Origin of the sequence: Sorangium sp. So ce281 (genome assembly GCF_051527395.1) — a bacterium.
GTDB lineage: Bacteria > Myxococcota_A > Polyangia > Polyangiales > Polyangiaceae > Sorangium > Sorangium cellulosum_B.
This window is the reverse complement of record NZ_CP150322.1, coordinates 2,087,048-2,110,507: the sequence shown is the minus strand read 5'-3', so window position 1 is coordinate 2,110,507 and position 23,460 is coordinate 2,087,048. Positions and strand designations below refer to the sequence as shown.

Here is a 23,460-nt window from a genome sequence, read left to right as displayed (position 1 = left end):
GCGTCGAATCTGGACTACCGGCCCTCCGGGCCTCCGCGCTCTTCACCGAACGCGGCGAGTTCCTGCAGGGCGGCCGGATCGGCGCCGGACACGAAGAGCACCATCACGACGTCGAGCCGGAGGTCCGCGCCGTCCGCGTAGAACGGGACGGCGGCGAGCGCCGCAGGCGAGCCCCTGTCGCACGGGCATGACACCCGGCGTCGCGCCTCCATGACAGCGTCACGACGCCGTTCCACGCCGCTCGCTCCTGATGGGCTGAAATCCGGGCGATCCGCGCCGTTCGCGCGCAGGTACGGCCAATGCACTGCTCGGAATGCGCAGGGGACCTCACCAGAGATGGAGGCGAGTATGTCGAACGATAGGCGCGTTCCGGGTGTTTTCGTCGCAGCTACGCTGCTCGCGGCAGGCTGCGCGGTCGAGGCGGGCGATACGGGGCAGGCCTCCGAGGAGGCGTCCGCGAGCCAGGCCTCGCATGGCTTCGGGCGGGAGACGTCCGAGGAGAGCGCCGGCAACCAGCCCGCTCGGGCCATCCAGAGGATCGACAGCAAGGTGCTGAATCGATTCGTGGTTCCGCGTGTCGGGACGGTATCGCTGATCGACGAGGATCCGAGCAGCGCGGCGCCCCAGATCGGCGTCCTCGTCGTCTCTTCGCCCGAGGACGACAAGCTCATGCCGCTCGTCCACGAAGACGGGACCGAGATCACGCCGCTCGAGTATTTGCTGAGCGCCGACGCCGCGGCCGACGTCGCGCCGCGGCTCTTCGAACAGCACGTCTCGATCACCGGCGGGACACGGATGCTCTCCGTGGTCTACGACGCGGGGCCGGTGGTGACCGCCGGGAACTGCGCAGCGGCGTCGTGGCAGAGCTACTTCGACAATGCGGCGCTCTCGTTCGGCGGCGTGGACGATTCCGAGCACCTCTCGAGCATCACCACGTCGTTGCCGAGCTGGACGGCGAGCGGCTACCTGGGCAAATATTCGCGCATCGTCGCGGGGGCGTGCTTCGTCAGCCAGGGCGACGGCAACGACGACCTGACAGTGAAGATGGAAAGGCGCGTCAGCGGAAGCTGGCAGACCGTGAGTGGAACGCAGGTCACGCTCAATACGACGATCAACGGCGGCAAGGATCGCTATCTTTACCTGAGCGGCTCGTCTTGTTATGACCACGAACGCCGCATCACCGTCGCGGGCCGCCCCCCGGGTGGCATCTACGCGCCGGACAAGTTCCACCTCTCGGGCGCGTGGGGAGGGCAGGCGAACGGCTGCTGGATCGAGTCGGGCGGCTGACGCGCGCCCGCCCCGATGCCTTCCGCGGTCACCTCGCCCAGAGCACCGAGAGGTCGAGCTCGACGGCGTCGAACGGCTCGACGCGGACGCAGGCGGCATCGCGGTGGACCACCGCGGGTCCCCAGCGGCGATCCGCGCCGAGCACGTACACCTCCAGCCTCCGCTGGATGGGGTCGACCAGCCACGCGTGCCGCACGCCCTCGCGCGCGTAGATCGGCATCTTCTCGTCGCGGTCGACGTCCTCGGTGGAGGCGCTCAGGACCTCGCAGATCCAGTCCGGGGCGAGCGCGAAGTACGCCGTCTCGGGCAGCTCGGGCATGCGCTCGCGGCGCCAGCCGGCGATGTCCGGCACGAGCGCGTCGATCTCACCAGGCGCGTGCGGGTCGGGGAAGTGCAGCTCGGGCTCGTCCAGGATCCACCAGCCGCCGGGGCCCCCTCGCCCGCGCTGGAAGGCGCCGTGCAGGTCGGCCCCCAGCGACGACGCGGCGTTCGCATGTCGCGGCGCCGGCCGGGGCATGACGTGGAGCACGCCCCGGATGAGCTCCGCCACCTTGTGCGGCGGGACGGCCTCGAGGTCGGCGTACGTGGCGCGGCGCGGCTTCTCGGCGGGCTGACCCATGGCGGAAGCCTGCCCGTGCGCGGGCGGCGGGGCAAGGCGTCCAGGTCCGCCCGTCGCTCACCCTCGCCGCGGCCGCAGCGCCCTGATCAGCGCCTCGATCCCGCGGGAGCGCCACCTGTAAGCCGTGCTGACCGGCGCGTCTTGCTGCTCGGCCGCGTCCTCGATCGACATCTCGAAGATGTCGTGGGCAATGATCACGTCGCCCTCGTGCACGGGTAGCTGGTGCAGCGCCTCGAGGAAGGCGAGGCGCCGCTCCTCGCGCTCGATGGCCTGATCAGGAGTCGGCGCCTCGTGCTCGGCGCTCGGCGGGGTCGCGACGATCTCCTCGCGTCGCACCCGGGCACTTTCGAGGTGATGGCGGACGCGGTGATAGGCCAGCGCCCGTATCCAGACACGAAGCGCTTCTGCGGGCTGCACGTCCGGGTCGGGGCGGTAGCGGTCCTCTTCGCTGGCCTCCCACGCGGCGAGGAGCACGTCTTGCGCGAGGTCTTTGACGTCCTCGCGTGTCGCCCGGCGACCTCGGAGGTAGCGCGCGACGAGGGCGCTGACGACGCCTGCTTGCGCGACAAGCTCGGCAGACGTGAGGCGCCTTGGCGCGAAGCGCCGGTTGTGAACGACGATTGCGAGAAGGAAAACGACGAGCTGAGCGAGGGTAAACGCTACTGCGTCCGTCGCCATACCGCTACCCCCTGAACAGGAACGATCGTGACGTACAGCGCGATCAGCATCGACTGCGCGAGATCCCAAGCAGTGAAGACGCCGAAGCGGTAGGGGCCCGCGAGCATCGACAGCTCGGTGATGAGGATCAGGCCTGTCGCGACGTGGTGAACCTTCGCCCGCTCCCTCCCGGCGAACCACAGCAGCAGACAGCCGACGGACGTGCAAAGCGCCGCGAGCTGCAAGGCGAGGTAGGCCTTGCCGAGGAGCTCACCCCGGAAGGTGGGGTATCCGGCAGCGAGGCCCGCGACCGCCACGACGTACACCGCGAGCACACCCCACGGGCGCCGCCGTCTGAAGATCCACACCGCGAGCGCCGCCACCCCGGCCATCCAGCCGACGAACAAGGCGCTCTCGACGTGCCCGGCGACGCGAACCCAACCCGTGAAGGGGGCTCCCCCGAGCTCGGCCCGCGCCGGCTGCAAGACGTAGAGCCGGATGACCCGGCGCACGACGTCGGAGACCACCCCGTACCCGAGGAGCCATGCGATGGGGCAGTGCTCGGGGCGATACCGCGCGACGACCAAGGCCAGGGCCGCCGCCAGGACGGCGAGCCCGTACAGCGAGGGGATCACCCCGCCGACGGTACGCGGGGCTTCGTTTCGGGCCAAAAACGGCGCTCCTCCGGTGCAGGAGCACGGGAGGTGTCCGGGGCGAGCTCGCGCCTCCTACGGCTTCCGGTGGCGCCGGCGCGGTCGCTGGAGCGCTCGGGGGAGCACGGCGGTCCCGAGGCCGATGAAAACGAGGAAGTGCTGGAAGAAGCGGGCGAGATTCAGCGGGTCGGGCGGTTCGATCGGCATGGCCGGAAGGCTACCAGCGCCGGCTCGTGGACGTCGTCCGCTTTCTTGGCCCGGCGAGTCGACCTGTGGCACGCGCGTGCGCGCGCGATGAGCCCGTGCAGGGTCAAGGGGAAAGTCGCGCCCGAGCGCCGCCCTCGCCGCACGATCGCCTCGACGTCGCTGCAGGACGAGCAGCGCGCGGGAGGCTACCAGGGCTTCCGGCCGGTGGGTGTCGATTTCGTGAGAGAAGATCCGTGGCATCCGTAAGTGGCATCGGCGCGTCACGCGGGCCTTCCGATTTTTTTCTGTAACTCCGGGGCGGGTCCGGCCACATGGGGCTCGTGGCATCGCTCTCGGAGGTCTGGATGGCGGCCCCGGCGCTCGCGGTCCAGGAGGGGGAGGATCCGGTGAGCACGCCGGTGGAGGGGGCGGAGCCCGCCGCGCGGAGGCGCGCGCTGGAGGCGCTGTACGCGGCGCACGCGCGGGCCATCCACCGCTTCCTCTGCGATCTGCTCGGGGACACGGCGGCGGCGGCCGACGCGACGCAGGAGACGTTCGTGCGGGCCATGCACCGGCTGCACACGCTGGAGACGCCAGAGCGGCCCGCGCCGTGGCTGTTCGGCATCGCCCGGCACGTGTCGCTGGAGCACCGGAGGGCGCGGCGGCGGCGGCGGCAGGTGCTCGACGACGGGCCGCTCGACGCCTGGGAGGAGCGCCCGGCCGCGTGCGCGGCGCGGGCGCCGGGGGCGCCGCGCACGCCGGAGGACGAGCTGATGGGGCGCGAGGCGCTCACGGTGCTGGCCGGGGCGCTGGATCAGCTCGGCGAGGACCGGCGCGCGGCGCTCTTGCTCCGGCTGGATCACGGCCTCAGCTACGAGGAGATCGCGCGGCTCATGGAGTGGAGCCTGCCCAAGGTGAAGGTGGAGATCCACCGCGCGCGGCAGGAGCTGCGCGCGGAGCTCGTGCGGTACGACGGAGGTGGGCGATGAGCGGGTGCCGTCCCGAGGTGGTGGAGGCGTACGCGCTCGGCGAGCTTTCGGCGGCGGAGGCGGCCGAGGTGGAGGCGCACCTCGCCGGCTGCAGCGCGTGCGCCGAGGAGCTCGCGTGGGTGCGCCGCGAGCAGGCCCTGTTCGCGGCCCGCGGGGCGGAGATCCCGGAGCCGCCGCCCTTCGAATCCATCCTGGTGCGCGTGCTCGACGAGGGGCGCGAGGCGCGCGCCGAGGAGGCCGCGCCCGCGCGCGCGGCCGCGCCGACGGTCGACCACGCAGCAGCCCCGGCGCGCTGGCGCCGGCGCGCTGCGGGGCCCTCGGGGAGGCGGGGCGGCCGAGCGCACGCCATGAGCGCGCCGAGCACCCTGAAGAGGTGGCTCCCGCGCGCCGCGGCCGCCGTCGCGCTGGCGCTCGGGGCCGCGCTGCTCGGGCTGCCGCGCGACGCAGCGACGCCGCTCGCGCCGGAGCCGCGCGTGGCCGCGCCGAGCATCGCCCCGAGCGCGCCGCCTGCCCCGCCGGAGATCGTCTTCGAGGAAGAGCACGGCGCGGCCTGCGGGGAGGTCTGCGATGACACGCCCGGGGGGCACGACGTCGACGTCGATCCGTCCGAGCACCCGGGCAGTGATAGCCCGGGCGCCGGGGAGGCCTGCGACGACGAAATGGCGTGCGCTGATATGTCGTGTGTAACTCCCGAGCCGTAGCGGCAACAGGGGGAGTGAGGCCCGACGAAACGGCGACGCCGCAATGGCGACGCGAATCCCGCGCGCCGCGGGCCGAGGAGGAACAGACCATGCGCACTTCGACCCGCTCCCCGCTCGCCTTCCCTCTCCGCGCTGCCGCCACAGCCCTCGCCCTCGTGCTCACCGCCGCGTGCAGCAATGCGCCGGACGACACGGCCCCGATCGAGGAGGTCGCGCCGGCGGCCGCCGCGCTCCGCGCTGTATCCCAGAAGCCCGAGGCCCGGAAGCCCGAGGCCCGGAAGCCCGAGGCCCGGAAGCCCGCGGCCGCGAAGGCGACGGCACAGAAGCCCGCGGCCGCAAATGCGGCGGAGGTGCCCGCGATCCACGGGCCCGGGGGGGCCTGCGATTCCGATCCGGGCGGCGACTGCGGCTCGTGCGACGGGGCCGGGGATCACGGGCCGGAGCACCTGATCGGCGAGGAAGTCGAGCGGGTCGACATCCGCAATGCGCCGACCCGCGGCCCGGCCAATGCGCCGGTGACGCTGGTGGTCTTCTCCGATTTCCAGTGCCCGTTCTCCAGCAAGTTCGCGGGCGTGCTCGACCAGCTCGAGCAGGAGTACCCCGGCAAGCTCCGCCTCACCTTCAAGCACCGTCCCCTGCCCATCCACAAGCAGGCGCGCGTCGCGGCGAGGGCGTCCCTGGCGGCGCACGCGCAGGGCAAGTTCTGGGAGTACCAGGCGGCGCTGTTCGACAAGGCGCAGGGCGCGCTCGACCAGGCGGGCCTGGAGGAGCGCGCGGCGGATCTCGGGCTGGACGTGGCGCGGTTCGCGCGGGACATGCGGTCCCCCGGGCTGGAGGCCCAGGTGGCCGCCGACTTCGAGGAGGGCGAGCGGCTCGCGATCGAGGGCACGCCCACGCTGTTCGTGAATGGCCACCGCGTCATGGGTGCGCAGCCCATCGGCGTGCTGCGCACCGCCATCGCCCGCTCCCTGGCGGGGAAGTAGCTTCCTCCCGCCCGGAATAGCTCTGCCAGACCTGGATCTCCGCGCCTTCCCCGCGGTGACCGCCCGCGCGGTCGCCGGAGCTTCGTTCTCCGTCTGCTTTGGCGCCCTGGTGTGCTCGCGCTCCGGCGCTTTCTCGTCCGCCTTTGCGTCGTCACGCGCCTTTTCAAGCCGGCCGTGGCGCCCAGGCCGGCGACGCGCTCACCCCTCCTCGAGCCACGCCGCCATCTCCGGCAGCAGGCCCCGCAACAGGCCGATGACGCGCGGGCTCGACGCGCGCACCTCGCCGACGAGCCGCCGGCGCTCCGCCTCGAGCCTGCCGAGCTGCGCGCGGCGCAGCGCCGCCCAGACGCGCGCGCCGGCGGCGATGCTGTCGTCGCCGTGCTCCTCGGCCACGCGCCGGGCCTCCACCGCGTCCTCGAGGGCCTCCCCCACCCGCTCCTGCTCCCAGTGGATCTCGGCGCGCCGTAGCAGCGTCAGCGCGTGGTACCGGTCCCCCCGCGCCCGCTGGAGCTGCTCGGCCTGATCCGCGCTCTCCAGCGCGGCGGCGGGGTGGCCCGCCCGCGTGAGCGCCGCCGAAAGGAGCGAGAGCGCCGCCGCGCGGAGCGCGGGGTCCCCGTCCTGCGCCGCGAGCTCCGCGGTCCGCCGCGCGACCTCCGCCGCCTCCGCAAAGCGCCCCTCGCGCATCAGGAAGGCCGAGAGGTTCTGCAGGAGCAGCCGGAGCTGGCCCCGCATCCCCTGCTGCTCGGCCTCGGCGACGAGCCTGCGCAGCCGATCGATCGCCACGCCGGTCCGCCCGAGCTCGGCCTCGAGCACCGCGAGATCGCCCCCGATGTGGACCCTGTGCCACGCCGACGCCAGCGGCGCCGCGATGGCGAGCGCGCGCTGGAGATCGCGCTCCAGCAGCGCGTGATCGCGGCGGTTCTGCGCGTAGTTCAGCTCGCACCGGAGCACGCGGGCCGCGAGCTCGGCCGCGGGGCCCGCGCCCGCCGCGAGCTCCACCGCCTCGCCCGCGAGCGCCATCGCGCGATCCCCGGCGGCGACCCCCGCGAGCGCCATCCGCGCCTCGCAGCGGAGCGCGGCCTCGCCGAGCGCGTCCGCGTCGGCGAGCAGCCCCGGATCGTCGGCCCCCGCCTCGCTGAGCCCGCGCGCCACCTCGAGCCGCTGGATGCGCCGGCGCACGTCGAGCGGCCCGCCGCGCGCCACGACGGCGTGCTCCGAGAGGCGCGCGAGCCGCCGGCTCGCCTCCTCGAGCTTCCGCCCCTGGATGAGCGCCCGGACCGCGTCGATCTCGAGGCCGGCGCGCGCCTCGGGATCCGCCGCGAGCGCGGCGAGCCGATCCGCGAGCGCCGCCGCCTCCTCGAAGAGCCCCGCGGCGGCCGCCTCGGCCATCGCGCGGCCGAGCCAGCGGCGCGCCTCGGCCGCGGCGCCGAGCCGCTCGTAGCCCGCGCCGAGGAGCCCCGCGTCCACGCGCCCCTGCGCGCCCTCCGCGAGCGCGTCGAGCAGCGCCCGGTGCAGCCGCTGGAACCACGGCCGCCGCTGCGTCAGGCGGAGCGCCGCCTGCCGCAGCATCTCCTGCGGGAAGCTGTACTCCTGCGCGTCGCCGGAGGCCGCCAGCACGCCCGCCCCGCCGAGCGCCTCGAGCGCCGCCTCGGCGCGCTCGTCGTCCCCCACGACGCGCAGGAGCACGTCGACGCCGAGCCCGCCGCCGCAGAGCGCCACCGCGGCGAGGGTCCGCAGGGCGCTGCGCTCGGCGGCGCTGTCGGCGGCGAACGAGGCCACCCGGGCCTCGAGCAGATCGGCCACGCCGGGGACCTCCCCTCGCAGGGCCCGGTCGTCCGCGGCGCAGAGGATCCCGTCGCGGAGCGCCAGGGCGCCGCTCTCGTGCCACGCCATGAGCGCGTGCACGATGTAAAAGGGCACGCCTCCGGACGTCGCGACAACGGCCCGCTCCAGCGCGGGCGCGAGCGGGGCGAGCGGGGCGAGCGGGGCGAGCGCCGCGGCCCCGCCCTGCGCGGCCTCCGGATGCAGGCCGCGGCCCACCGCCTGCGCGAGCTCGGCGGCGGCCTCGGGATCGAGCGGCGCGAGGCCGAGGTAGGTCACGCCGGGGCACACCCGCGCGCGCACCTCGCCCAGCAGGGCGCGCAGGGGCGCCGGCCGGCTCGGCTCGCTGCGCGCGGCCGCCATCACGAGCAGCCGGCCCTGCCCCTCCGCGGCGGCGCGCCGCAGGAGCAGCTTGATCAGCTCCAGCGTCGCCGCGTCGGCCCACTGCAGATCGTCGACGAGGAGCAGCAGCGGCTCGCGGGCGCTCGCCCGCAGCAGCGCGTCCTCGATGGCCTCGACCGTGTGCGCGACCTCGTCCGCGGAGGGGAACAGCGCCGGAGACAGCGCCCGCTCCAGCGCCGCGGGGAGCGCGCGGAGCTCGGGGAGGTCGCTCTCGCCGAGCTCCTCGGCGGCGCGGCGCAGCGGATAGAACGGGCTCCGTCGCTCCGGCAGGCACCGGAGCCGGACGGTGTGGCGCAGGTCCCATCCGGTGCGCTCGACCGCGGCGTCGAGGAGCCGGCTGCGCCCGATCCCCTGGTGGCCGCCCACCACGATCCCGCGCACGCGGCCCTCCTGCGCGGCCTGCGCAGCGCGCGCGATCGCGTCGAGCTCGGCTCGCCGCCCGAGGAGCGGCGGCCGGCCGTCGGGCGGCGGCCGCGCGGGGCGGTCCTCCGGCAGCGGCCGCGCGGGGCGATCCTCCGGCGACGGCCGCGCGGGGCGATCCTCAAGCGGCGGCGGCGGCCGCGCGGATCGGTCGGACCCGCGAACTGGCGGCTGCGACCCTTCCTTGCTCCCTGGCGGGGCGAGCTCGGGATCGAGCGCGGCGAGGATGCGATCGAGCTCGCGCGCGACCTGATCGGCGTGCCGCGGGCGGCTCTGAGGGTCCAGGGCGACCAGCGTCGCCGTGAGGCGAGAGAGGAGGCCGGTCGCCGTCGTCGGATCGGGCACGAGCGCCTCGAGCGGGGGAGCCGGTCGCCGCGGCACGAGGAGCCAGGACGCGGGCTCCCCGCTGCGCTGCTCGAGCTCGGCGGGGAGGCTGCCGGTCCTCAGGCGGAAGATCAGGACGCCGAGCGCGTAGAGATCGCTGGCCGGCGTGGCGGACTGGCCGGCGACGGCGCACTCCGGCGCGATGTAGCCGGGCGTCCCCGCGAGCACGGAGCCCAGCTCCCGGACGGCGCCGGCGACCGCGGGCACGCTCAAGGTCACGGTCGCGCCCGCCGGCTCCTCGGCCAGCACCGTGCCGGAGTATCCGTCGACCGCCACGGTGGGCGGCGGCCCGGCGGGGGCGGCGAGCCCCCGCTCGACCCAGCTCCGCGCGTTTCCCCCGGAGATCCCGAAATCGATCAGCTTGTAGACGCCCGAGCCGCGGACGACGTTGGCGGGCTTGACGTCCCGATGGACGAGCCCGGCGGTGTGCACCGCGGAGAGCGCCCAGGCGACGGCGGACGCCGCTTCGAGGACGGCGCGCTCGGGGAGGCGGCCTGCCCCGCGAGCGAGCTCATCGAGGCTCGTGCCGGCCACGTACTCCATCACGAGGCCGACCACGCCGAGGGCGTCGTCGCGCTGGAACGAATAGAACCGCACGACGTTCGGGTGCTCGACCCGGCAGAGCGCCTGCGCCTCGTCGAGAATCGTGTCTCGCCACGCCGCCGTCGCGTCGGGGGAGCCCGCGAGCTGCTCGGGTACGAAGAAGAGCTTGATGGCGACGTCGCGGAGCTTCCTGCCTTCGTAGATCTCCTCGGCGAGCCAGACCGGCGCGAACCCGCCGCTGCCGAGCTGCCGGACGAGCCGGAAGGGACCGAGGCGGGCGCCCTGCCCGAGCGGGGTTCCGGAGGGATTTGGCGGCGAGCTGGGCATCCGCCGCCGAGCATATCCCAGCCACCCCGGCGCTCCCGCAGGAACCGGTCGCTCGCGCTCTCCATCCTCTCCATCGCGCGCTCGTGCGCGCATGCGTTCGTGCGCGGGCGCCGTCAGGGCACGATCTCGCGGACGCTGCCCTTCTTGTACAGGAGCCCGTCGGGGCCTACCCCGTCGCTCCGGAAATAGACGCTGATGTTGGGCTTGCCGGTCTCCGAGCCCTCCCGTGTCGGCTCCCGCGTGAGCTTCATTGCGGGATCGATGCCCGGCCGACAGGGCTCGCCTCCCACGCCGAAGTCGGTCCCCTGGTCGACGTGCTCGTGGATCTTCACCCAGGTGCCTCCGCTCGCGCCGTCGGTCTCGTCGATCCAGAGCTCCTGCTTCACATCACCGTTCGGCAGGTCGTAGACGAGCTGCTTGTACCCGATCCATACCTGCTCCGGCATGCCGCCTTCCCAGTACGTCTTGCGGAGGATGGCCGAGGAGGCGGGGTGATTCGTCTCCTTCTCGAAATCGACCTTGCCGTCGTAGCGCATGCGGGCGGCGATCCCGCGCGTGTCGCATTTGTTGACGTCCTCGTCGCCGATCGTGCCGTGGTTGGTGCGCGTCATGGCGACGAGGCCGCCATAAGGTGTCCCGTCGTCGGCTGCCCGCAGGAAGTACATCGTCACCTCGACGTCGCGCCACGGGTCGGCGAGCGCGGGGTCGTGCACGTACATCCGCGGGACGCGGCCGCTGATCTTGAGAATGCCCTGGCCGTCGGTGTCATAGGACGCATCGCCGTGGTCGGCGTCGAACCAGGCATCGGCCGGGTCGATCCCCGAAAAGGTGCGCGCGACGCCGTTGTCCCAGGTCGAGAACCACGTTTTGCCCGAAGGCAGCGTGGGCCGCAGCATCGCTATCCCGAACCTGTCGAGCCGTCCCTCCTCCCCTCCCCCGGCGCCGGCCGAGCTGGACGCCTCTGCGCTGCTTGCTGCGGACGACGCCTCCGCGCCGCCGCCGGGGCCGTTGCCACCGGGGCCGTTGCCACCGGGGCCGTTGCCGCCGGGGCCGTTGCCGCCGAGGCCGTTGCCACCGGAGCCGCTGCCACCGAGACCGTTGCCGCCGCCGGATTGACTTCCTGACGCAGGTACGTGTTTCTCCGCGCAACCGGCGCTGCTCAAGCTGACGGCAGCCGAGGTGACGGACATCGCGATCATGAAGAAGGCGCGCACGCCCATCTTCATAACATGATCTCAACAGTTCTGCGAGGCCCTTGAAGGCGAGATACTGGCGGCGACGCACCGACGAGGCGCATTACGGAAACAGCTCCGTTTCAGCTCGACAATTGGACCTTTCATCGTGCTTCGAGCGGGCAGCCGCTCGACGAGTTCGCCCGCTGGGTGGCGCCACGCCGGCCGCTTGAATGGGTGCTATCCATGCTACAGTACCTGCCCATGTCGACGACGGCCCGTGAGGAGCTCCTGTGGCGGTTCGCCAGGACCGGCGATCCCGAGATCGACGCGCGCCAGGACCGCATCCTGGAAGTCCTGCTCACGGCCAATCCCAAGATGAAGCAGCGTCTGGTCGACGAGGGCCGCCATGAAGGCCGCCTCGAGGGTCGCCTCGACGAGGCGCGCGCGGCCCTGCGCCGCGTGCTCGCGCACCGGCAGCTCGCGCTCGCCCCGGAGGATGCGGCGCGCATCGAGACGTGCACCGACCTCGCGACCTTGGAGAGGTGGCTCGGTCAGGCGCTCGCGGCGTCCAGCGCAGAGCAGGCCCTGCGCTGAGCGCCGCCGCCGGCGCTCCTCAGCACCGGAACGGCCGCGGCAGCATCAGCGGCCCTTCCGGAAAGGGCCCGCGCACCATCAGCCGCACCGCCCCCGCACCGCCCCCGGCGTCGTCCCCGTCCATGGAGACGTGCGGCTCCGCCGTCCCCACCATGCCGAGCGCATCCGGGCACGCGAAGAGCTCCACGCGCCGCACCGGCGCCGGCAGCCTGCGGAGGATCTCGTCGAGCGGCGGCAGCTCCGCAGCCACGACATCGTAAAGGCACAGGACGTCGCCGACGCTCTCCAGGGAGACGATGGCGTCGAGATCCTCGGCGTAGAACAGCGGCCGATCCAGCTCGTCGACCACGAACACCGCGGCCGGCCCGGTGACCCCCAGCTTCGTCGAGGCAGGCGCGTGGCGCGACCCTTGCCCCCTTCCATCCATCTCCACAGCGCGGCTCCATGATTCGAGGCAGCTCGACTCTCGCGGAAGACGACAGAGATTGAGCCACAGAGGACACAGAAGACAGAAAACAAAGGTTCGAGAAACACGGGACCGAGAAATACAGCCCTGATTCTCTCCATCCCTCTCTCCCCTCTGTGCCCCCTGTGGTCCGATTCTTCTCGTTACATCTCATCCCCTCGGAGTTCCAGCAGGATTGCGCCCCCGGTGTCCCCGCCCCATGACAACAGCAACGCATCGCCCCGCGAGGCGCTGCGCCAACGTGGAGGGAACCATGAAAAGCACGCTCGTTGCGATGATCCTCGGCGCGCTCTCGCTGTCCACCGTGATGTCCAGCAGCGGTCCCGCGCGAGCCCAGCACGGGGACCGGGACCACGCGCCACGCGGCTCCTATCTCAGGACGTGCAGGAACATCCGGATGGATCGCGGCACGCTGTACGCGCGCTGCGAGGACCGAAGGGGAAACTGGCACCCGACGCGCCTGGTGGACGCGAGGCGGTGCCGAGGAGACATCGAGAACAGGAACGGCCAGCTCCGCTGCGACCGCGGCCGCTGACGCGCGCCGCGGCGATGAGCAGGCGCGCATCGGCCTGCTACGTGCCCCAGCGGCGGCGCTCGTCCTCTTCGTCCGCCGCGTGCCGCTCATGGCTGCGCGTCAGGGACTCGATGAGTCGCTCGGCGAAGGCGTGGACGAGCGGGTCGGGGTCGGCGAGCCACGCGCGCGCGCGTTCGAGCTGCTCAGCGTCGTGCTCGGCCAGGCTCGCGACCAATCCATCCGTGCTGTGGGCACGGGCGATGATCTCGTCGGCGACCGAGCTCCGCGGCCCGAACCGCTGCACAAGGGCGCGCCAGATGGGATCGAGCTCGGGCGCGCTGGGGCGCACGATCGCTGCCGCCGTGCGACCACGGCGCGCGTCGTGCCCGACCCATGCGAGGACATCCTCCGCGGGCCAGGCGAACGAGGAGCGATGAAACATGAACGCCATCTGCAGGTGCCCCGCCGCGGCGTCGCGCCGGTCCAGGGCCGTCGCGACGGCCCGCCACGCTGTTCGGGCATCGCGCGCGGCGGCCGCATGCAATGCCTTCCATGCATGGTCCTTGGCGCCGCGAGGCTGCGATAGCGCGACGAGCGCGAGGTCCGCGACGCGCGCCGCCTCCCCCTGCTCGACGAGGAGCCGCGCCCCCAGCTCCCAGAAGTGGTCGGTCATGCCGTGCACGCGGTGGGGCGCCAGGCGTTCCAGCGCCCGGAGCAGGAGTGCTCTCAAGGGCGCCGCGCGCTCGGGTCGGTCCTGGATGCGCTCGACGAGTAGCTCCAGTGCCGCCGCGGCGTGCTCGATCGGCGTCCCTTCGACGAGCGCCCCCGCGAAGGCGGCGAACGCCGCCTCGCTCACCTGGAGCAGCCAGCGCCGGCGCCGGCCCAGCTCCAGCACACAGGCCTCGTCGAGGAGGCCACCCTGCACCGCCCGCTGAACCCAGGCGAGGCGCTCGTCCGTCGCGCCCAGCTCTATGACGGCCAGCGCGAACAGCGGCGCCTCGGCCGCGTCCAGCTTCAGATCGCTCAGGACCGCTTCCGCCGCGGCGCCTCGGCCCGCCTGCGCCCAGCCGCCCAGGTAGCGCGCGAAGACGGCTCGCTTCCTCCACGCCCGCACCCCGTGGCACGCCCTCGCCCGCTCGCGGAGCCCCGCGAGCAGGATCCCACGCTCGTCGCACCGACCTAGCGCGTAAGCGAACACATGCGCGCGTACGGCCTCATCGGACACAAGCAAGTCCATCTCGTTCAGCATGGGGACGTCACCCGCGAGCCCCTCGCGCACGAGCGCATCGTCGAGCGCGTCGTCGTCCTCGCGGAGCGCGGCCGGTCCCCACGCCCCGACGCGCTGGCGAAGGCGCTCCCTGAACGAGGACGGCGCGAGCAGCGCCTCGAGCCGCCCGGGGTACGCGCTGTCGGGCGCGAGCCAGTCCGCGTCGTAGGTTCGCACGGCCTCGAGAATATCGCGGAGCTGGACGCGCTCGGATTCCGTGAAATCGTCCAGGTGCGCGGCGAGGGTCGCCATGGCGTGGTCGCCCATCCCGGCCCGGACTGCGCCGCGCAGCTCATCGGCGACCGCTCGCTTCGCCTTGGCCGCCACGTACGGATGGGGATCACCGAAGCGCGCGCCGAGGAGCGTCCAGGCCTGGGCTCGGGCGAGGCGGGCCTCCTCGCCCGTGGGCGCCGTCCAGGCGCCGTCGGTCGCCTCGTGCGCGACGCGGAGCGCCCTCGTCGCCAGGACCGCCTGGACGCCCTTGAGGGCGACCGTGCGGACGGCGGGCTCGGGATCGTTCAGCCGATGTTCCAGGAGGGCCACGCGCTCGGCGAGCGACCGACGCGAGGCGTTCAGCTCGACGAGGAACAGGCCCGCCCAGGTCGCCGTGGCGTTGTTGGCGTACGACTCGTTCTCGGCCTGAGCGAGGCGGAGCAGCGCGGCCTCCGCATCCTCGAAGGCGTCCGCGCGGGTCGCGAGCTCCTCCAGGGCGAACACGATCCCGCGGCGCTCCTCGACGCGCGCGCGCAATTCGTCGATGCTCGACGCCTCGATCCGCCGGCGGAGCTCGCGCGCGGTCGCGCCGGGCGCATGCCGGGCGACGAACCGGAGGCGCGGCCCGAGCAGGCCGAGCGACCTGAGCTCCCCCCAGTCCGCCGGCGCCCGCTCGAGATCCTCGACGCCGGCCCGAGCCATACCGACCAGGAGCTCGCGGGAGAGCCCGAGCCGCAACAGGGTCTCGAAGAAGTCGTCCAGGTAGAGCTGGCCGTACCGAACCAGCGTCCGGCCTCCCGGATCGTGCCCTCCGTCCGGGTCGAGGAGCCACGCGATCACCTCCCGCTCGAGCACGAGCGGCGTCACGTACTTGTACTTCCAGCCCTGGTTGCGCCGGAGGATGCCGCGCTTCACGCACTGATCCGCGACATCGAACAGGTCCTGGCCACGCTCGAGACCCACGGCGCGGGCCACCTCCTCCCGCTGCGCCGGCGAGAGCTCGCCCCAGTCGATCCGTCGCGTGACGGACGCGGCGAGCAGACAGCGCGCGCGGCGGAGGCGGAGCGCCTCGAGCTCCGGACCTCGATCCGCCTCCCAGGACGCCGCGAGCGCCCACTGCGCCGCCTCGCGCACGTCGCGGGGCGGGCGCTCCTCGGCGAGGGACTCGCGCGCGAGCAGGTCGACGAACCACGGATAGCCCTCGCTCAACCGGGCGACGTCATGGACCCTCTCCGCGTCGGTCGGCCCTCCGAGCACGCGGGCTGCGAGCGTCCGGGTGGCGGTCGGGTCGAGCGGTTCGAGATACCAGCGCGGGGAGAGCCTCGGCTTGTCCAGCACCTGCCTGGGCGCCGGCGTCACGATCAGGAGCCGCGCCGACGTGTGTGTCCTCGTGGCGGCGAGGAAGCGCGCGGCGAGCGACTCCACCTGGTTCGGCGGGCAATCGTCGATGATCAAGACGACCGCGGGGTGGCGAACCAGCAGCCGTCCGCGGTCGAGCGCATCGAGCGCATCCTCGGGGGTCCGGGCGACCCGCACGCGCTGCTCGATGGCCGGGTCGCTCGCGAGCGCCTCCAGCACCAGGCGCGTCTTGCCGACGCCCGGGGGGCCAACGAGCCACGCCGCCAGCTCGCGGGGCGTGGACGGGGCGCATCGGATGAACCCGAGCAACGCGTCGCGCAACGCCCCTCGCGCCGCATCGTCGGTGAACTCCGGCTCGCTCCTGTCTTCCTGGTGGTGAGCGCGCCATGCGTCGAGGCCGTGCAGCAGCGGGACGAGACCAAAGCGGTCGACCCACGCGGCGATGCTCCCGCCCTCGGGTTGGCGCGCGCGCAGGAAACCGGTGAGCGCGTGGGCGTCCAGGATCTCGATGCGCGCGCTTGGATCCTCAGCGTCCGGCCGTTCCCGTTTCATGCGCTCCCAGAGCGCTGCGGCGAGATGCTTGTGGGGGGTTCGCTTGACGCCGCCCCTCTCGACCTCGTAATCACACTTTCCGATGGTGTTGATGAGCAGCTTGAAGTAGCCGCCCTCCAGGAGCACCTGGATCACCCGGCCAGGGCCCTTGCGATCGTTCACGTCCCGAAGCGCGAGGTTGAGCCATTTCTCTCCGCTCTTGCAGCCATAGGCCGTGCGAACCTGCCCGTCCTCCGTGAGCGGGGTCAGGAGGTGCTTTCGCTGATAATCGATCTTGGGGGTGACGGGCGACCGCCTCACGGTAAGCAGGATGTCGCGTCCGCCATCCGCAATGCTCCGTCCCGCTGGACCGTCGAGCTCCGGACCGTCGTGCCGCTCATAGGCCTCGAACCGGATCAGATCGAAGCAAAACTGCTCGAACTGGTCGGGTTCGAGTGCCTCCAGATGGTCGACCTTGAGGTCCGTCCAGCCGAGCGGGTCGCGGGTCACACTGGGACTATGGGCCGGCAGCGCCTCACGGGTCAACGAAGGCCCCCGCCGTCAGGAGGATAGCAACAGCGAACGCCGGACGTCGCCCGCTCAGGCGAGCGAGCCAGGCGGACGTCGGTTCCTCCCCCCATCGAGGCAGTCGCGCTCGGCACGCGCTCATCCGACCTCCCTGGCCCCTGCCTCTCCCAGCAGACGCGATCCGTCGCGCCCCCCCTCCGCCACCCCCTCGCGGCTCACTCGATCCGTCGCGCCACCCCCTCCGCCACCCCCTCGCGGCTCACTCGATCCGTCGCGCCCCCCCCTCCGCCACCCCCTCGCGGCTCACTCGATCCGTCGCGCCCCCCCCTCCGCCACCCCCTCGCGGCTCACTCGATCCGTCGCGCACCCCCTCCGCCACCCCCTCGCGGCTCACTCGATCCGTCGCGCACCCCCTCCGCCACCCCCCTCGCGACGGTTCGAGTCCGTCGCGCACCCCCTCCGCCACCCCCCTCGCGACGGATCGAGTCCGTCGCGCACCCTCCCGGGGCCGGGCGTCTCGGCACGACCTCTCTCTCGCAGCCAGGGAGGAGCTCCGTCAGGCGACGCGGTACCCGACCAGGTCCGGCGTCCGCGCGTGGATGCGCCTTCGCCGCTACCCCTTCCGCTCCTTCCACGGATCGTCCTGATACAGGTAGTTCGGCTTCAGGATCTTGTTCTCCATGTTGGTGTGGAACACCGCCATGGTCGACGCCGACATCGGCGGGACGATCCACGTCCAGTCCGCATACACCGGGCGCTCGCACTGACGCTCCTGCTGCTCGAATCTCTTGAAGTACTCCGAGAGCGTGTGGTGGTCCATCATCCGCACCTTGGCCTGCCGGAACGAGTGCAGCACCGCGACGTTCAGCTCGACCAGCGCGGCGTCCTGCCACAGCGTGTCGCTGCGCGTCCGGTCCAGCCCGAGGCGATCCGCGATGAGCGGCAGCTGGTCGTACCGCGTCACGTCGCTCAGGTTGCGCGCGCCGATCTCGGTGCCCATGTAAAAGCCGTTGAACGGCGCCGCCGTGTACTGGATCCCGCCGAGATCGAGGGCCAGGTTGGAGACCGCAGGCAGCGCGTGCCACTTCAGCCCGAGCTCGGCGAACCACGCATACCGCGGGTGCTCGATCGGCACCTCGAGCACCTTCTCCCGCGGCAGCTCGAACCACCTCGGCCGGCCGTCGCCGATCTGGAGGATCAGCGGCAGCAGATCGAAGCGCGTCCGCTCCCCGCCCGGCCAGCCCAGCGCGAGCGCCTGGTCCGTCAGCTCCACGTTCCCAGGATCGCCGAGGACGCCGCCCTCCGGCAGCCGGTAGCCCGCATAGCGGACCAGCTGGCCGTTCCAGATGCGGATCCGCGGCTCACCCGGCCTGAACACCGTCATGGTCGCCCGGATGTCGCCCCCGTTGGTCGCCAGATCGAGGTGCTCGACGAGCGCCTGGAAGATCTCCTCCTCCGTCTTCAGGTGCCGCAGATCGCGCACGTGGAGCGTCGACCAGAAGAAGCGCCCGATGCAGCGCGAGCTGTTGCGCCACGCGAGCCGGGCGCCGTAGGCGAGCTCGTCGGGCAGGTGCGTGTACGTCCCGTGCTTCTCCAGGCTCGCCCGCACCTCCTGCCAGCGCTCTTCCACCGCCGAGGGCACCCCGAGCTCCGCGTAGCACTGGCGCAGGAACGCCTCGGCCTCGGTCGGCACCGCCTCGGGCGCGGTGGGGGTCACGTGAAACGACCCGTGCTCGACCGGACACACGCCGCCAGCCGCCCGCGCCGCCCGCGCCGCGCCGGCGCGCCGGAGCGGCGTCGGGCGGACCTCGCCGGCGGTGTCGACGTTCGAGCTGAACAGCTCCCGCTGGATGGCGTCCGGCGGCCAGCCCACCGCGCGCAGGTGCTCCTGCGCGTCGCGCATGAAGGCATCGGGACCGCACACGAGCGCCCGCGATCCCGGCCGGTAAGGGTACAGCTCGGCCACCTGCTCCCTGGACAGCCGCCCCTCCGCCTTCGTCGCGCGCAGGCGGAACGCGACGCCGGGCGTACGGCCGGCGATCGCGCGCAGATCCTCCTCGAAATAGGCGAAATCCGCGGCGCGCGACGCCGACCAGTCGAGGAGGAAGGCCCGCGCGTCGGGGGGGCCGGCCCTGCCGTCGAGCGCCCGCAGCATCGCCATCGCCGGCGTGACGCCGATCCCGCCCGCGAGGAACACCACCCGCTCCACGGGCGGCGCCGGAAGGACGAAGCTGCCCTTCGGCGCCGACGCGCGCAGCAGCGAGGCCGCGGCGCGCTCGCACAGCCACCGCGAGAACACCCCGAGCTCCTCGCGCTTCACCGTGATCTCGTAGTCGCCGCCGGCGCGCGCCGGCGCCGAGAGCGTGTACGCGCGCGCCACCCAGCGCCGATCGAGGTAGCCCTGCACGAGCACGTGCTGCCCGGGCACCGACGCCGCCGGCGCGCCGCCGACCGGCGAGAGCGTGATCTGGAAGATCCCGGGGCAGAGCTCCCGCGCGGCCTTCACCTCGGCCTGCTGGAGGCTCGATCCGCCGAACATCTCGGCGAGCGCCGGGGCGCAGCCGCCGCAGATCTGGCCCGCCCGCGTCCGCTCCGACAGCTCGGCGGGCGTCGCGCACCCGGCCTCGATGAGGCTCGTGATCTGCCCGCGCTTGACCCCGGCGCAGTTGCACACGATCTCGTTCGGCTCGAACAGCGCCGCGGGCTGATCGATCTTCAGCTCGCCGAGCTCCCGGAACGTCGTGAGCTGCCAGCCGGGCAGCGGGCCGCGCGCCATGAGCAGCCGCATCGCCGAGGGGAGGTCGTTCCATTCCCCCTCGACGTGCAGCCCCGCGAGCTGCCCGCTCGACACGAGCAGCGCGCGGCGCTTGTCGCGATCCCCGCACGGCACCCACCGGAGGCCCTCCGTGGGCGCGTCGAGCCACCGCGCCGAGACGCCGCTCCCGTCGAGCGCGCGGGAGAGCGACAGGATGCGGCCGGCGCCGTCCACGATCTTCGAGATCGCGGCCTCCTTGCCGGCCAGCGCGCCCATCGCGGCGCCGCGCTCGACGACCCCCTCGCGCCGGGAGAGCAGCCCCTGCCCGGGCAGCAGATGGACGTTGACGAAATCGAGCGCGTGCCGCTCGGCCCAGGCATCGACGCTCGCGGGCGGCAACTCGAGCCAGGCCTCGTCGGACCCGCGGACGTCCGCGGGGATCCCCTCCCCGGCCAGGCTCGCCCAGCCCTCGACCAGCGCCTCGGCCGCCGCCTTCCGCAGGCCCGCCTGGACGAGCGCCGCCACGGCCTGCTCGGCCGGCGCGTCCACGTACCGGAGCTCGAACGAGTCCTCGCGCAGCAGCTGCTGGACCAGGTTGCCGAGCCGCCCCCGCAGCCCGGCGGTGAACTCCTCGAAGTCGACGGTCCCGTCCCCGGTCGTGTCCGCGGCCACGAGCAGCGCCTTCGCCTCGTCGGCCCGCATCCCGAGGCCGGTGAGGTACGGCAGGAGCTCGTCCTCGCTGAGCTTGCGGTTGTGGTCGCGATCGATCTCCTCGAACCGGCGCCAGGCGAAGCGCTCGCTCGTCAGGCCGGCGCGGAGACCGCGGGAGAGCGCGGCCGCCACCTCGACACCCGAGCACGCTGCGGGGCCGCAGACGACGGGCGCCGGCGCGCCGGGCTGCTCCAGCGCGCGGATCGCCCTGCGGGCCACGTCCGCGGGCGCCACCCAGGGCAACGCGCCGCCGCCCAGCGGCAGCGGCAGCGTGCGGCGGAGCCGGATGTCCTCGCGCCAGAGGTCGAGCGCGCTCAGCAGAGGTCCGTGCCAGACCGTGGTCACCGCCTGGCCGGAGGCGCGCACGGACGCCTCGGCGTCGCGGATCTGCTGCCCCACCCGGCTCGAGGGAGGAAAGTACGGCGCCACCCAGAGGAGGTGCGACGCGCCCACCTCCCGCGCCGACGCGAGGAAGGTCCGCGCGGCCACGAGCGGATAGGCGAGATCCGCGGTGCCCATCACGAGCGCGATGGCCGGCTTCGCGGGCTCGATCGGCAGCGACTGGAGGAAGGAGGCGAGGTCGTTTCTGGGCTCGGAACAGACGATCTTGAGGAAGCTCATGGTGCTCGACACGGGCAGCCGCGGAGGAGCGCAACCGCCCTCACGGCCGCCAGGCGGCGTCGAGGGCTGCGCGCAGGCGCGGAGCGCCCCGCGCCAGGATACGGCGCATCCCCCGGCCGGCCGAAACCCGAAAACGCCAGCGCGCCCCGGCACACACCGCCGCACCCGGATGACCAAGGTGTGCACGGCGTCGGGGGATTCCTTGTTTTGCCTCGAGGGGACCCGTCCGCGCGTCACAATCTGCCTCATGGGGCACTTTGGTGCGCCGGCCCGCGCTCTCGTCGCGCCGGGACACGACGTTGACGCGGGCACCGCTCGACGACGCCGCTGCTGGCAGCCGCGTGGCGCCACCGAAACCTCGCCCGCTCGCTCGGGGTGACGGGCGAGCGCCCTCCGCTTTATCCGCGGGAAATTCGGCGTGGAGGGGGACCGGGCGCACGAGCGTGCAACCCCCGCCGCGCGCGCTCGAGCCCCGCCCTGCGCGCGCGCCGTACAGCCTGTGGCTGTGTACGACTGCGGACCGGACATACAGGCACGATCCTTGAATTCGCTCGCTCAGCGCAGCCATGAAGACCCTTACTTCGGATCAACCCCTGGCGATGAGGAGCAAGCAGACGCGGTCAATGGCTGCGTCCCGTCCCGCGGCGTCCACCGCGCGTCATCCCGTCCTGCAGGGCGTGACGATGACGCCAGCGAACGTCTCCGAGGCGCTGATCGCGCTGGAGACGGTCGCCGCGCGGCTGCGCGAGAGGAACGACCCGCGGGCGGTGTTCCCCGACGTCTACGCCGTGATCACGCGCCGCGTGAAAGAGGCGGTCGTCGACGGACCGGACGGACGGTTCCTCGAGCCGGCGTGGATCTCGCGCCTGGCGGGGATCTTCTGCGAGTACTACCTGGCGGCCCTCGCGGCGTCGCTGGAAGCGCGGTCGACGGGCATCGCGGCGTGGGACGTCGCGTTCCAGTGCGCCAGCGCGGGCGGGCCGGCGGCGGCGGTGCACGGGCTGCTCGGCATCAACGCGCACATCAACTACGACCTGGCCCTCGGGCTCTACCGGAACATCGTCCAGCACGGCGCGGCGCAGGACGCCCGGCTTCTCGACCGCTACCGTCACGACCACGACCTTGTGAATGAAATTCTCGCGGCGGCGATGCCGGAAATTTTCGCGATCCTGCGCGCTCGTTATCGCTGCCCGCTCGCCCGGATCGCGACCTTCAGCCGGGGCGTCGAGCGCGCCGTCTCGAGCGTCGTGATGTTCCTGCTGAGGTGCTGGCGCGACCGGGTATGGACCGACCTGCTCTCCTTGCTCGCGACGCTCGGGGACACCGACGAGGCGGGCAAGCGCGCGGTGCTCGTCCGGATGGACCAGCGCTCGGGCAAGATCGCCCGTACGTTCGCGGCGGGCCATGGGGCGCTCCGCGTCGGGGCCCCGCTCGCCCGCGGCGCCGCCCTCACGCTGGCGCTGGCTGCCTGACGCGGGCCATCCCCGCGAGCTGACCGCAGGCGCCGCCCACGTCGCGCCCCCGCGGCCGTCGCACCAGCGTGGTCACGCCGTGGCCGGACAGCCGCGCCACGAAGGCGTCGAGCCGCGCGGCGGACGGCGGGCGCAGCGCCGGATCCGGGCCGGGGTTGCAGGGGATGACGTTCACCCTGCACCGGAGCCCGGCGACGTAGGCCGCGAGCAGATCCGCGTCCTCCGGGGCGTCGTTGACCCGATCGAAGAGCACGTACTCGAAGAGCACGCGCCGCCCCTGCGGCAGCGCCCGCGCGATCGCGTCCTTCAGCGCCGCCATCGAGAAGCGCGCGTTCACGGGCATGATCGCTCGCCTGCGGGCGTCGTCCGGGGCGTTGAGGCTGACGGCGAGCTCGGCGCGCGCCTCGCGGAAGAACGGCTCGATCTTGTCCGCCACCCCGACGGTGCTCACGGTGACGTGCGACGGCGCGAACCGGAAGGCCCGCGGATCGGTGAGCAGCCGGATGGCCTTCAGCACCTCGCCGAGGTTATCGAACGGCTCCCCCATCCCCATGAAGACGAGGTTCCTGAGGGGCGCGCCGCCGCGCTCGGCAGCGAGCGCCCTGGCGATCCGGACCTGGTCGACGATCTCGCCGGCGGCGAGCTGGCGCTCGAGCCCGAGGCGCCCCGTCTCGCAGAACGAGCAGGCCCGGGCGCAGCCGACCTGGCTCGAGACGCAGAGCGTCGTGCGGGCAGGCCCCGGGATGAGCACCGACTCGATGAGCGCGCCGTCGCGCGCGCGCAGGACGAGCCGGAGCGTGTCGTCCTGCGCCGGCGCCCGCTCGGCGATCTCGAGCGACGGCGCCGGATCGAGCGCGAGCAGCGCCTCGTGCGCCCAGGCCCCGACGCCCAGGGCGGCGAGCGCGCGCGCGTCCCAGGCCGGCGCAGGCGCGCCCGGCTCGGCGCCGAAGGCGTGGCGCACCACCTTGCCGGAGACCGCGCGCGCCGCCGACGCCGTGCCGCCGGCCCGGCGGAGCAGCTCCGCGAGCGAGGCCGCGTCGTGGTCGGCGAGCCGCGCGCGCCAACCCGGGACGCGCGCGCTCCTCCGGATCAGCGGGCGCCCTGCGACCTGCGCCGGCGGGTCGCCGGCGCGCGGGGGCGACGCCATCTCTTCGGGGATCTCCGGAACGCGCATGCGCACCCGCTAGCACGCCGGGCGCGGCGCCGCGCGGCCCAGCGACGCCGCGCGCAGCGAGCCGAGCCGTCCACCTCGCCCGGACGGCCGCCGGATGGACCGCTCGCC

General features: G+C 73.3%; 18 protein-coding genes. 8 read left to right on the top strand and 10 right to left on the bottom strand.

Annotated features, from left to right (window positions below; genetic code table 11):
* Nucleotides 1–14: 14 nt before the first annotated feature.
* A complete protein-coding gene (locus WMF27_RS08010; protein WP_437769508.1) occupies nucleotides 15–236 on the bottom strand; it encodes a hypothetical protein in 222 nt (73 codons plus the stop codon).
* Nucleotides 237–348: 112 nt separating this feature from the next.
* On the opposite strand from WMF27_RS08010, the gene WMF27_RS08005 reads away from it, so the two are divergent.
* The gene (locus tag WMF27_RS08005) at nucleotides 349–1,287 is read left to right on the top strand and encodes a hypothetical protein (RefSeq protein ID WP_437769509.1); all 939 of its coding nucleotides are present in this window, start codon (nucleotides 349–351) and stop codon (nucleotides 1,285–1,287) included.
* A 28-nt stretch (nucleotides 1,288–1,315) separates the two neighbouring features.
* On the opposite strand, the gene WMF27_RS08000 is transcribed toward WMF27_RS08005, so the two are convergent.
* From WMF27_RS08000 to WMF27_RS07990, 3 genes are read right to left on the bottom strand one after another with little or no spacing between them, the layout of a single operon-like run.
* Nucleotides 1,316–1,906 (bottom strand): Uma2 family endonuclease, encoded by a 591-nt coding sequence (locus WMF27_RS08000; protein ID WP_437769510.1) that lies wholly within the window; start codon nucleotides 1,904–1,906, stop codon nucleotides 1,316–1,318.
* A 57-nt stretch (nucleotides 1,907–1,963) separates the two neighbouring features.
* A complete protein-coding gene (locus WMF27_RS07995) occupies nucleotides 1,964–2,584 on the bottom strand; it encodes an RNA polymerase sigma factor (protein WP_437769511.1) in 621 nt (206 codons plus the stop codon).
* The gene (locus tag WMF27_RS07990; RefSeq protein WP_437769512.1) at nucleotides 2,566–3,234 is read right to left on the bottom strand and encodes a hypothetical protein; all 669 of its coding nucleotides are present in this window, start codon (nucleotides 3,232–3,234) and stop codon (nucleotides 2,566–2,568) included. Before WMF27_RS07990 ends, WMF27_RS07995 begins: the two co-directional genes overlap by 19 nt.
* A gap of 69 nt (nucleotides 3,235–3,303) precedes the next feature.
* Here WMF27_RS07990 and WMF27_RS07985 point away from each other — a divergent pair, with 69 nt between their 5' ends.
* The 4 genes from WMF27_RS07985 to WMF27_RS07970 all read left to right on the top strand — a co-directional run bounded on the left by WMF27_RS07985 (nucleotide 3,304) and on the right by WMF27_RS07970 (nucleotide 6,075).
* Nucleotides 3,304–3,669, top strand: a complete 366-nt coding sequence (locus WMF27_RS07985; RefSeq protein WP_437944059.1) for a hypothetical protein — start codon at nucleotides 3,304–3,306, stop codon at nucleotides 3,667–3,669.
* A 65-nt stretch (nucleotides 3,670–3,734) separates the two neighbouring features.
* A complete protein-coding gene (locus WMF27_RS07980; RefSeq protein WP_437769514.1) occupies nucleotides 3,735–4,391 on the top strand; it encodes an RNA polymerase sigma factor in 657 nt (218 codons plus the stop codon).
* A complete protein-coding gene (locus WMF27_RS07975) occupies nucleotides 4,388–5,092 on the top strand; it encodes a zf-HC2 domain-containing protein (RefSeq protein ID WP_437769515.1) in 705 nt (234 codons plus the stop codon). Before WMF27_RS07980 ends, WMF27_RS07975 begins: the two co-directional genes overlap by 4 nt.
* Before the next feature lie 89 nt (nucleotides 5,093–5,181).
* Nucleotides 5,182–6,075, top strand: coding sequence for a DsbA family protein (locus WMF27_RS07970; RefSeq protein WP_437769516.1), 894 nt, complete (start codon nucleotides 5,182–5,184; stop codon nucleotides 6,073–6,075).
* A gap of 198 nt (nucleotides 6,076–6,273) precedes the next feature.
* Here the strand turns inward: WMF27_RS07970 and WMF27_RS07965 are convergent, their stop codons facing one another.
* Nucleotides 6,274–9,972: a serine/threonine-protein kinase gene (locus WMF27_RS07965; RefSeq protein ID WP_437769517.1), complete on the bottom strand. Its 3,699-nt coding sequence runs from the start codon at nucleotides 9,970–9,972 to the stop codon at nucleotides 6,274–6,276.
* Nucleotides 9,973–10,085: 113 nt separating this feature from the next.
* Entirely contained in the window at nucleotides 10,086–11,198 is a 1,113-nt protein-coding gene (locus tag WMF27_RS07960; protein ID WP_437769518.1) for a hypothetical protein, read from the bottom strand.
* A 210-nt stretch (nucleotides 11,199–11,408) separates the two neighbouring features.
* On the opposite strand from WMF27_RS07960, the gene WMF27_RS07955 reads away from it, so the two are divergent.
* Nucleotides 11,409–11,741, top strand: coding sequence for a hypothetical protein (locus WMF27_RS07955; protein ID WP_437769519.1), 333 nt, complete (start codon nucleotides 11,409–11,411; stop codon nucleotides 11,739–11,741).
* Nucleotides 11,742–11,760: 19 nt separating this feature from the next.
* Here the strand turns inward: WMF27_RS07955 and WMF27_RS07950 are convergent, their stop codons facing one another.
* Nucleotides 11,761–12,174 carry a hypothetical protein gene (locus tag WMF27_RS07950; RefSeq protein ID WP_437769520.1) on the bottom strand — a complete coding sequence of 138 codons (414 nt, stop codon included), beginning with the start codon at nucleotides 12,172–12,174 and terminating at the stop codon, nucleotides 11,761–11,763.
* A gap of 286 nt (nucleotides 12,175–12,460) precedes the next feature.
* On the opposite strand from WMF27_RS07950, the gene WMF27_RS07945 reads away from it, so the two are divergent.
* On the top strand, nucleotides 12,461–12,742 hold the full coding sequence (locus WMF27_RS07945) for a hypothetical protein (RefSeq protein ID WP_437769521.1): 282 nt from the start codon (nucleotides 12,461–12,463) through the stop codon (nucleotides 12,740–12,742).
* Between the two features lie 37 nt (nucleotides 12,743–12,779).
* Here the strand turns inward: WMF27_RS07945 and WMF27_RS07940 are convergent, their stop codons facing one another.
* On the bottom strand, nucleotides 12,780–16,601 hold the full coding sequence (locus WMF27_RS07940; protein WP_437769522.1) for a hypothetical protein: 3,822 nt from the start codon (nucleotides 16,599–16,601) through the stop codon (nucleotides 12,780–12,782).
* Nucleotides 16,602–17,232: 631 nt separating this feature from the next.
* Complete coding sequence (locus tag WMF27_RS07935) at nucleotides 17,233–20,706, bottom strand: nitric oxide synthase oxygenase (RefSeq protein WP_437769523.1); 3,474 nt, start codon at nucleotides 20,704–20,706, stop codon at nucleotides 17,233–17,235.
* Nucleotides 20,707–21,389: 683 nt separating this feature from the next.
* On the opposite strand from WMF27_RS07935, the gene WMF27_RS07930 reads away from it, so the two are divergent.
* Entirely contained in the window at nucleotides 21,390–22,178 is a 789-nt protein-coding gene (locus WMF27_RS07930; protein WP_437769524.1) for a DUF5995 family protein, read from the top strand.
* Here WMF27_RS07930 and rlmN read toward each other — a convergent pair.
* Complete coding sequence (gene rlmN, locus WMF27_RS07925; protein WP_437769525.1) at nucleotides 22,156–23,352, bottom strand: 23S rRNA (adenine(2503)-C(2))-methyltransferase RlmN; 1,197 nt, start codon at nucleotides 23,350–23,352, stop codon at nucleotides 22,156–22,158. The two genes, WMF27_RS07930 and rlmN, sit on opposite strands and share 23 nt — an antisense overlap.
* Nucleotides 23,353–23,460 lie beyond the last annotated feature (108 nt).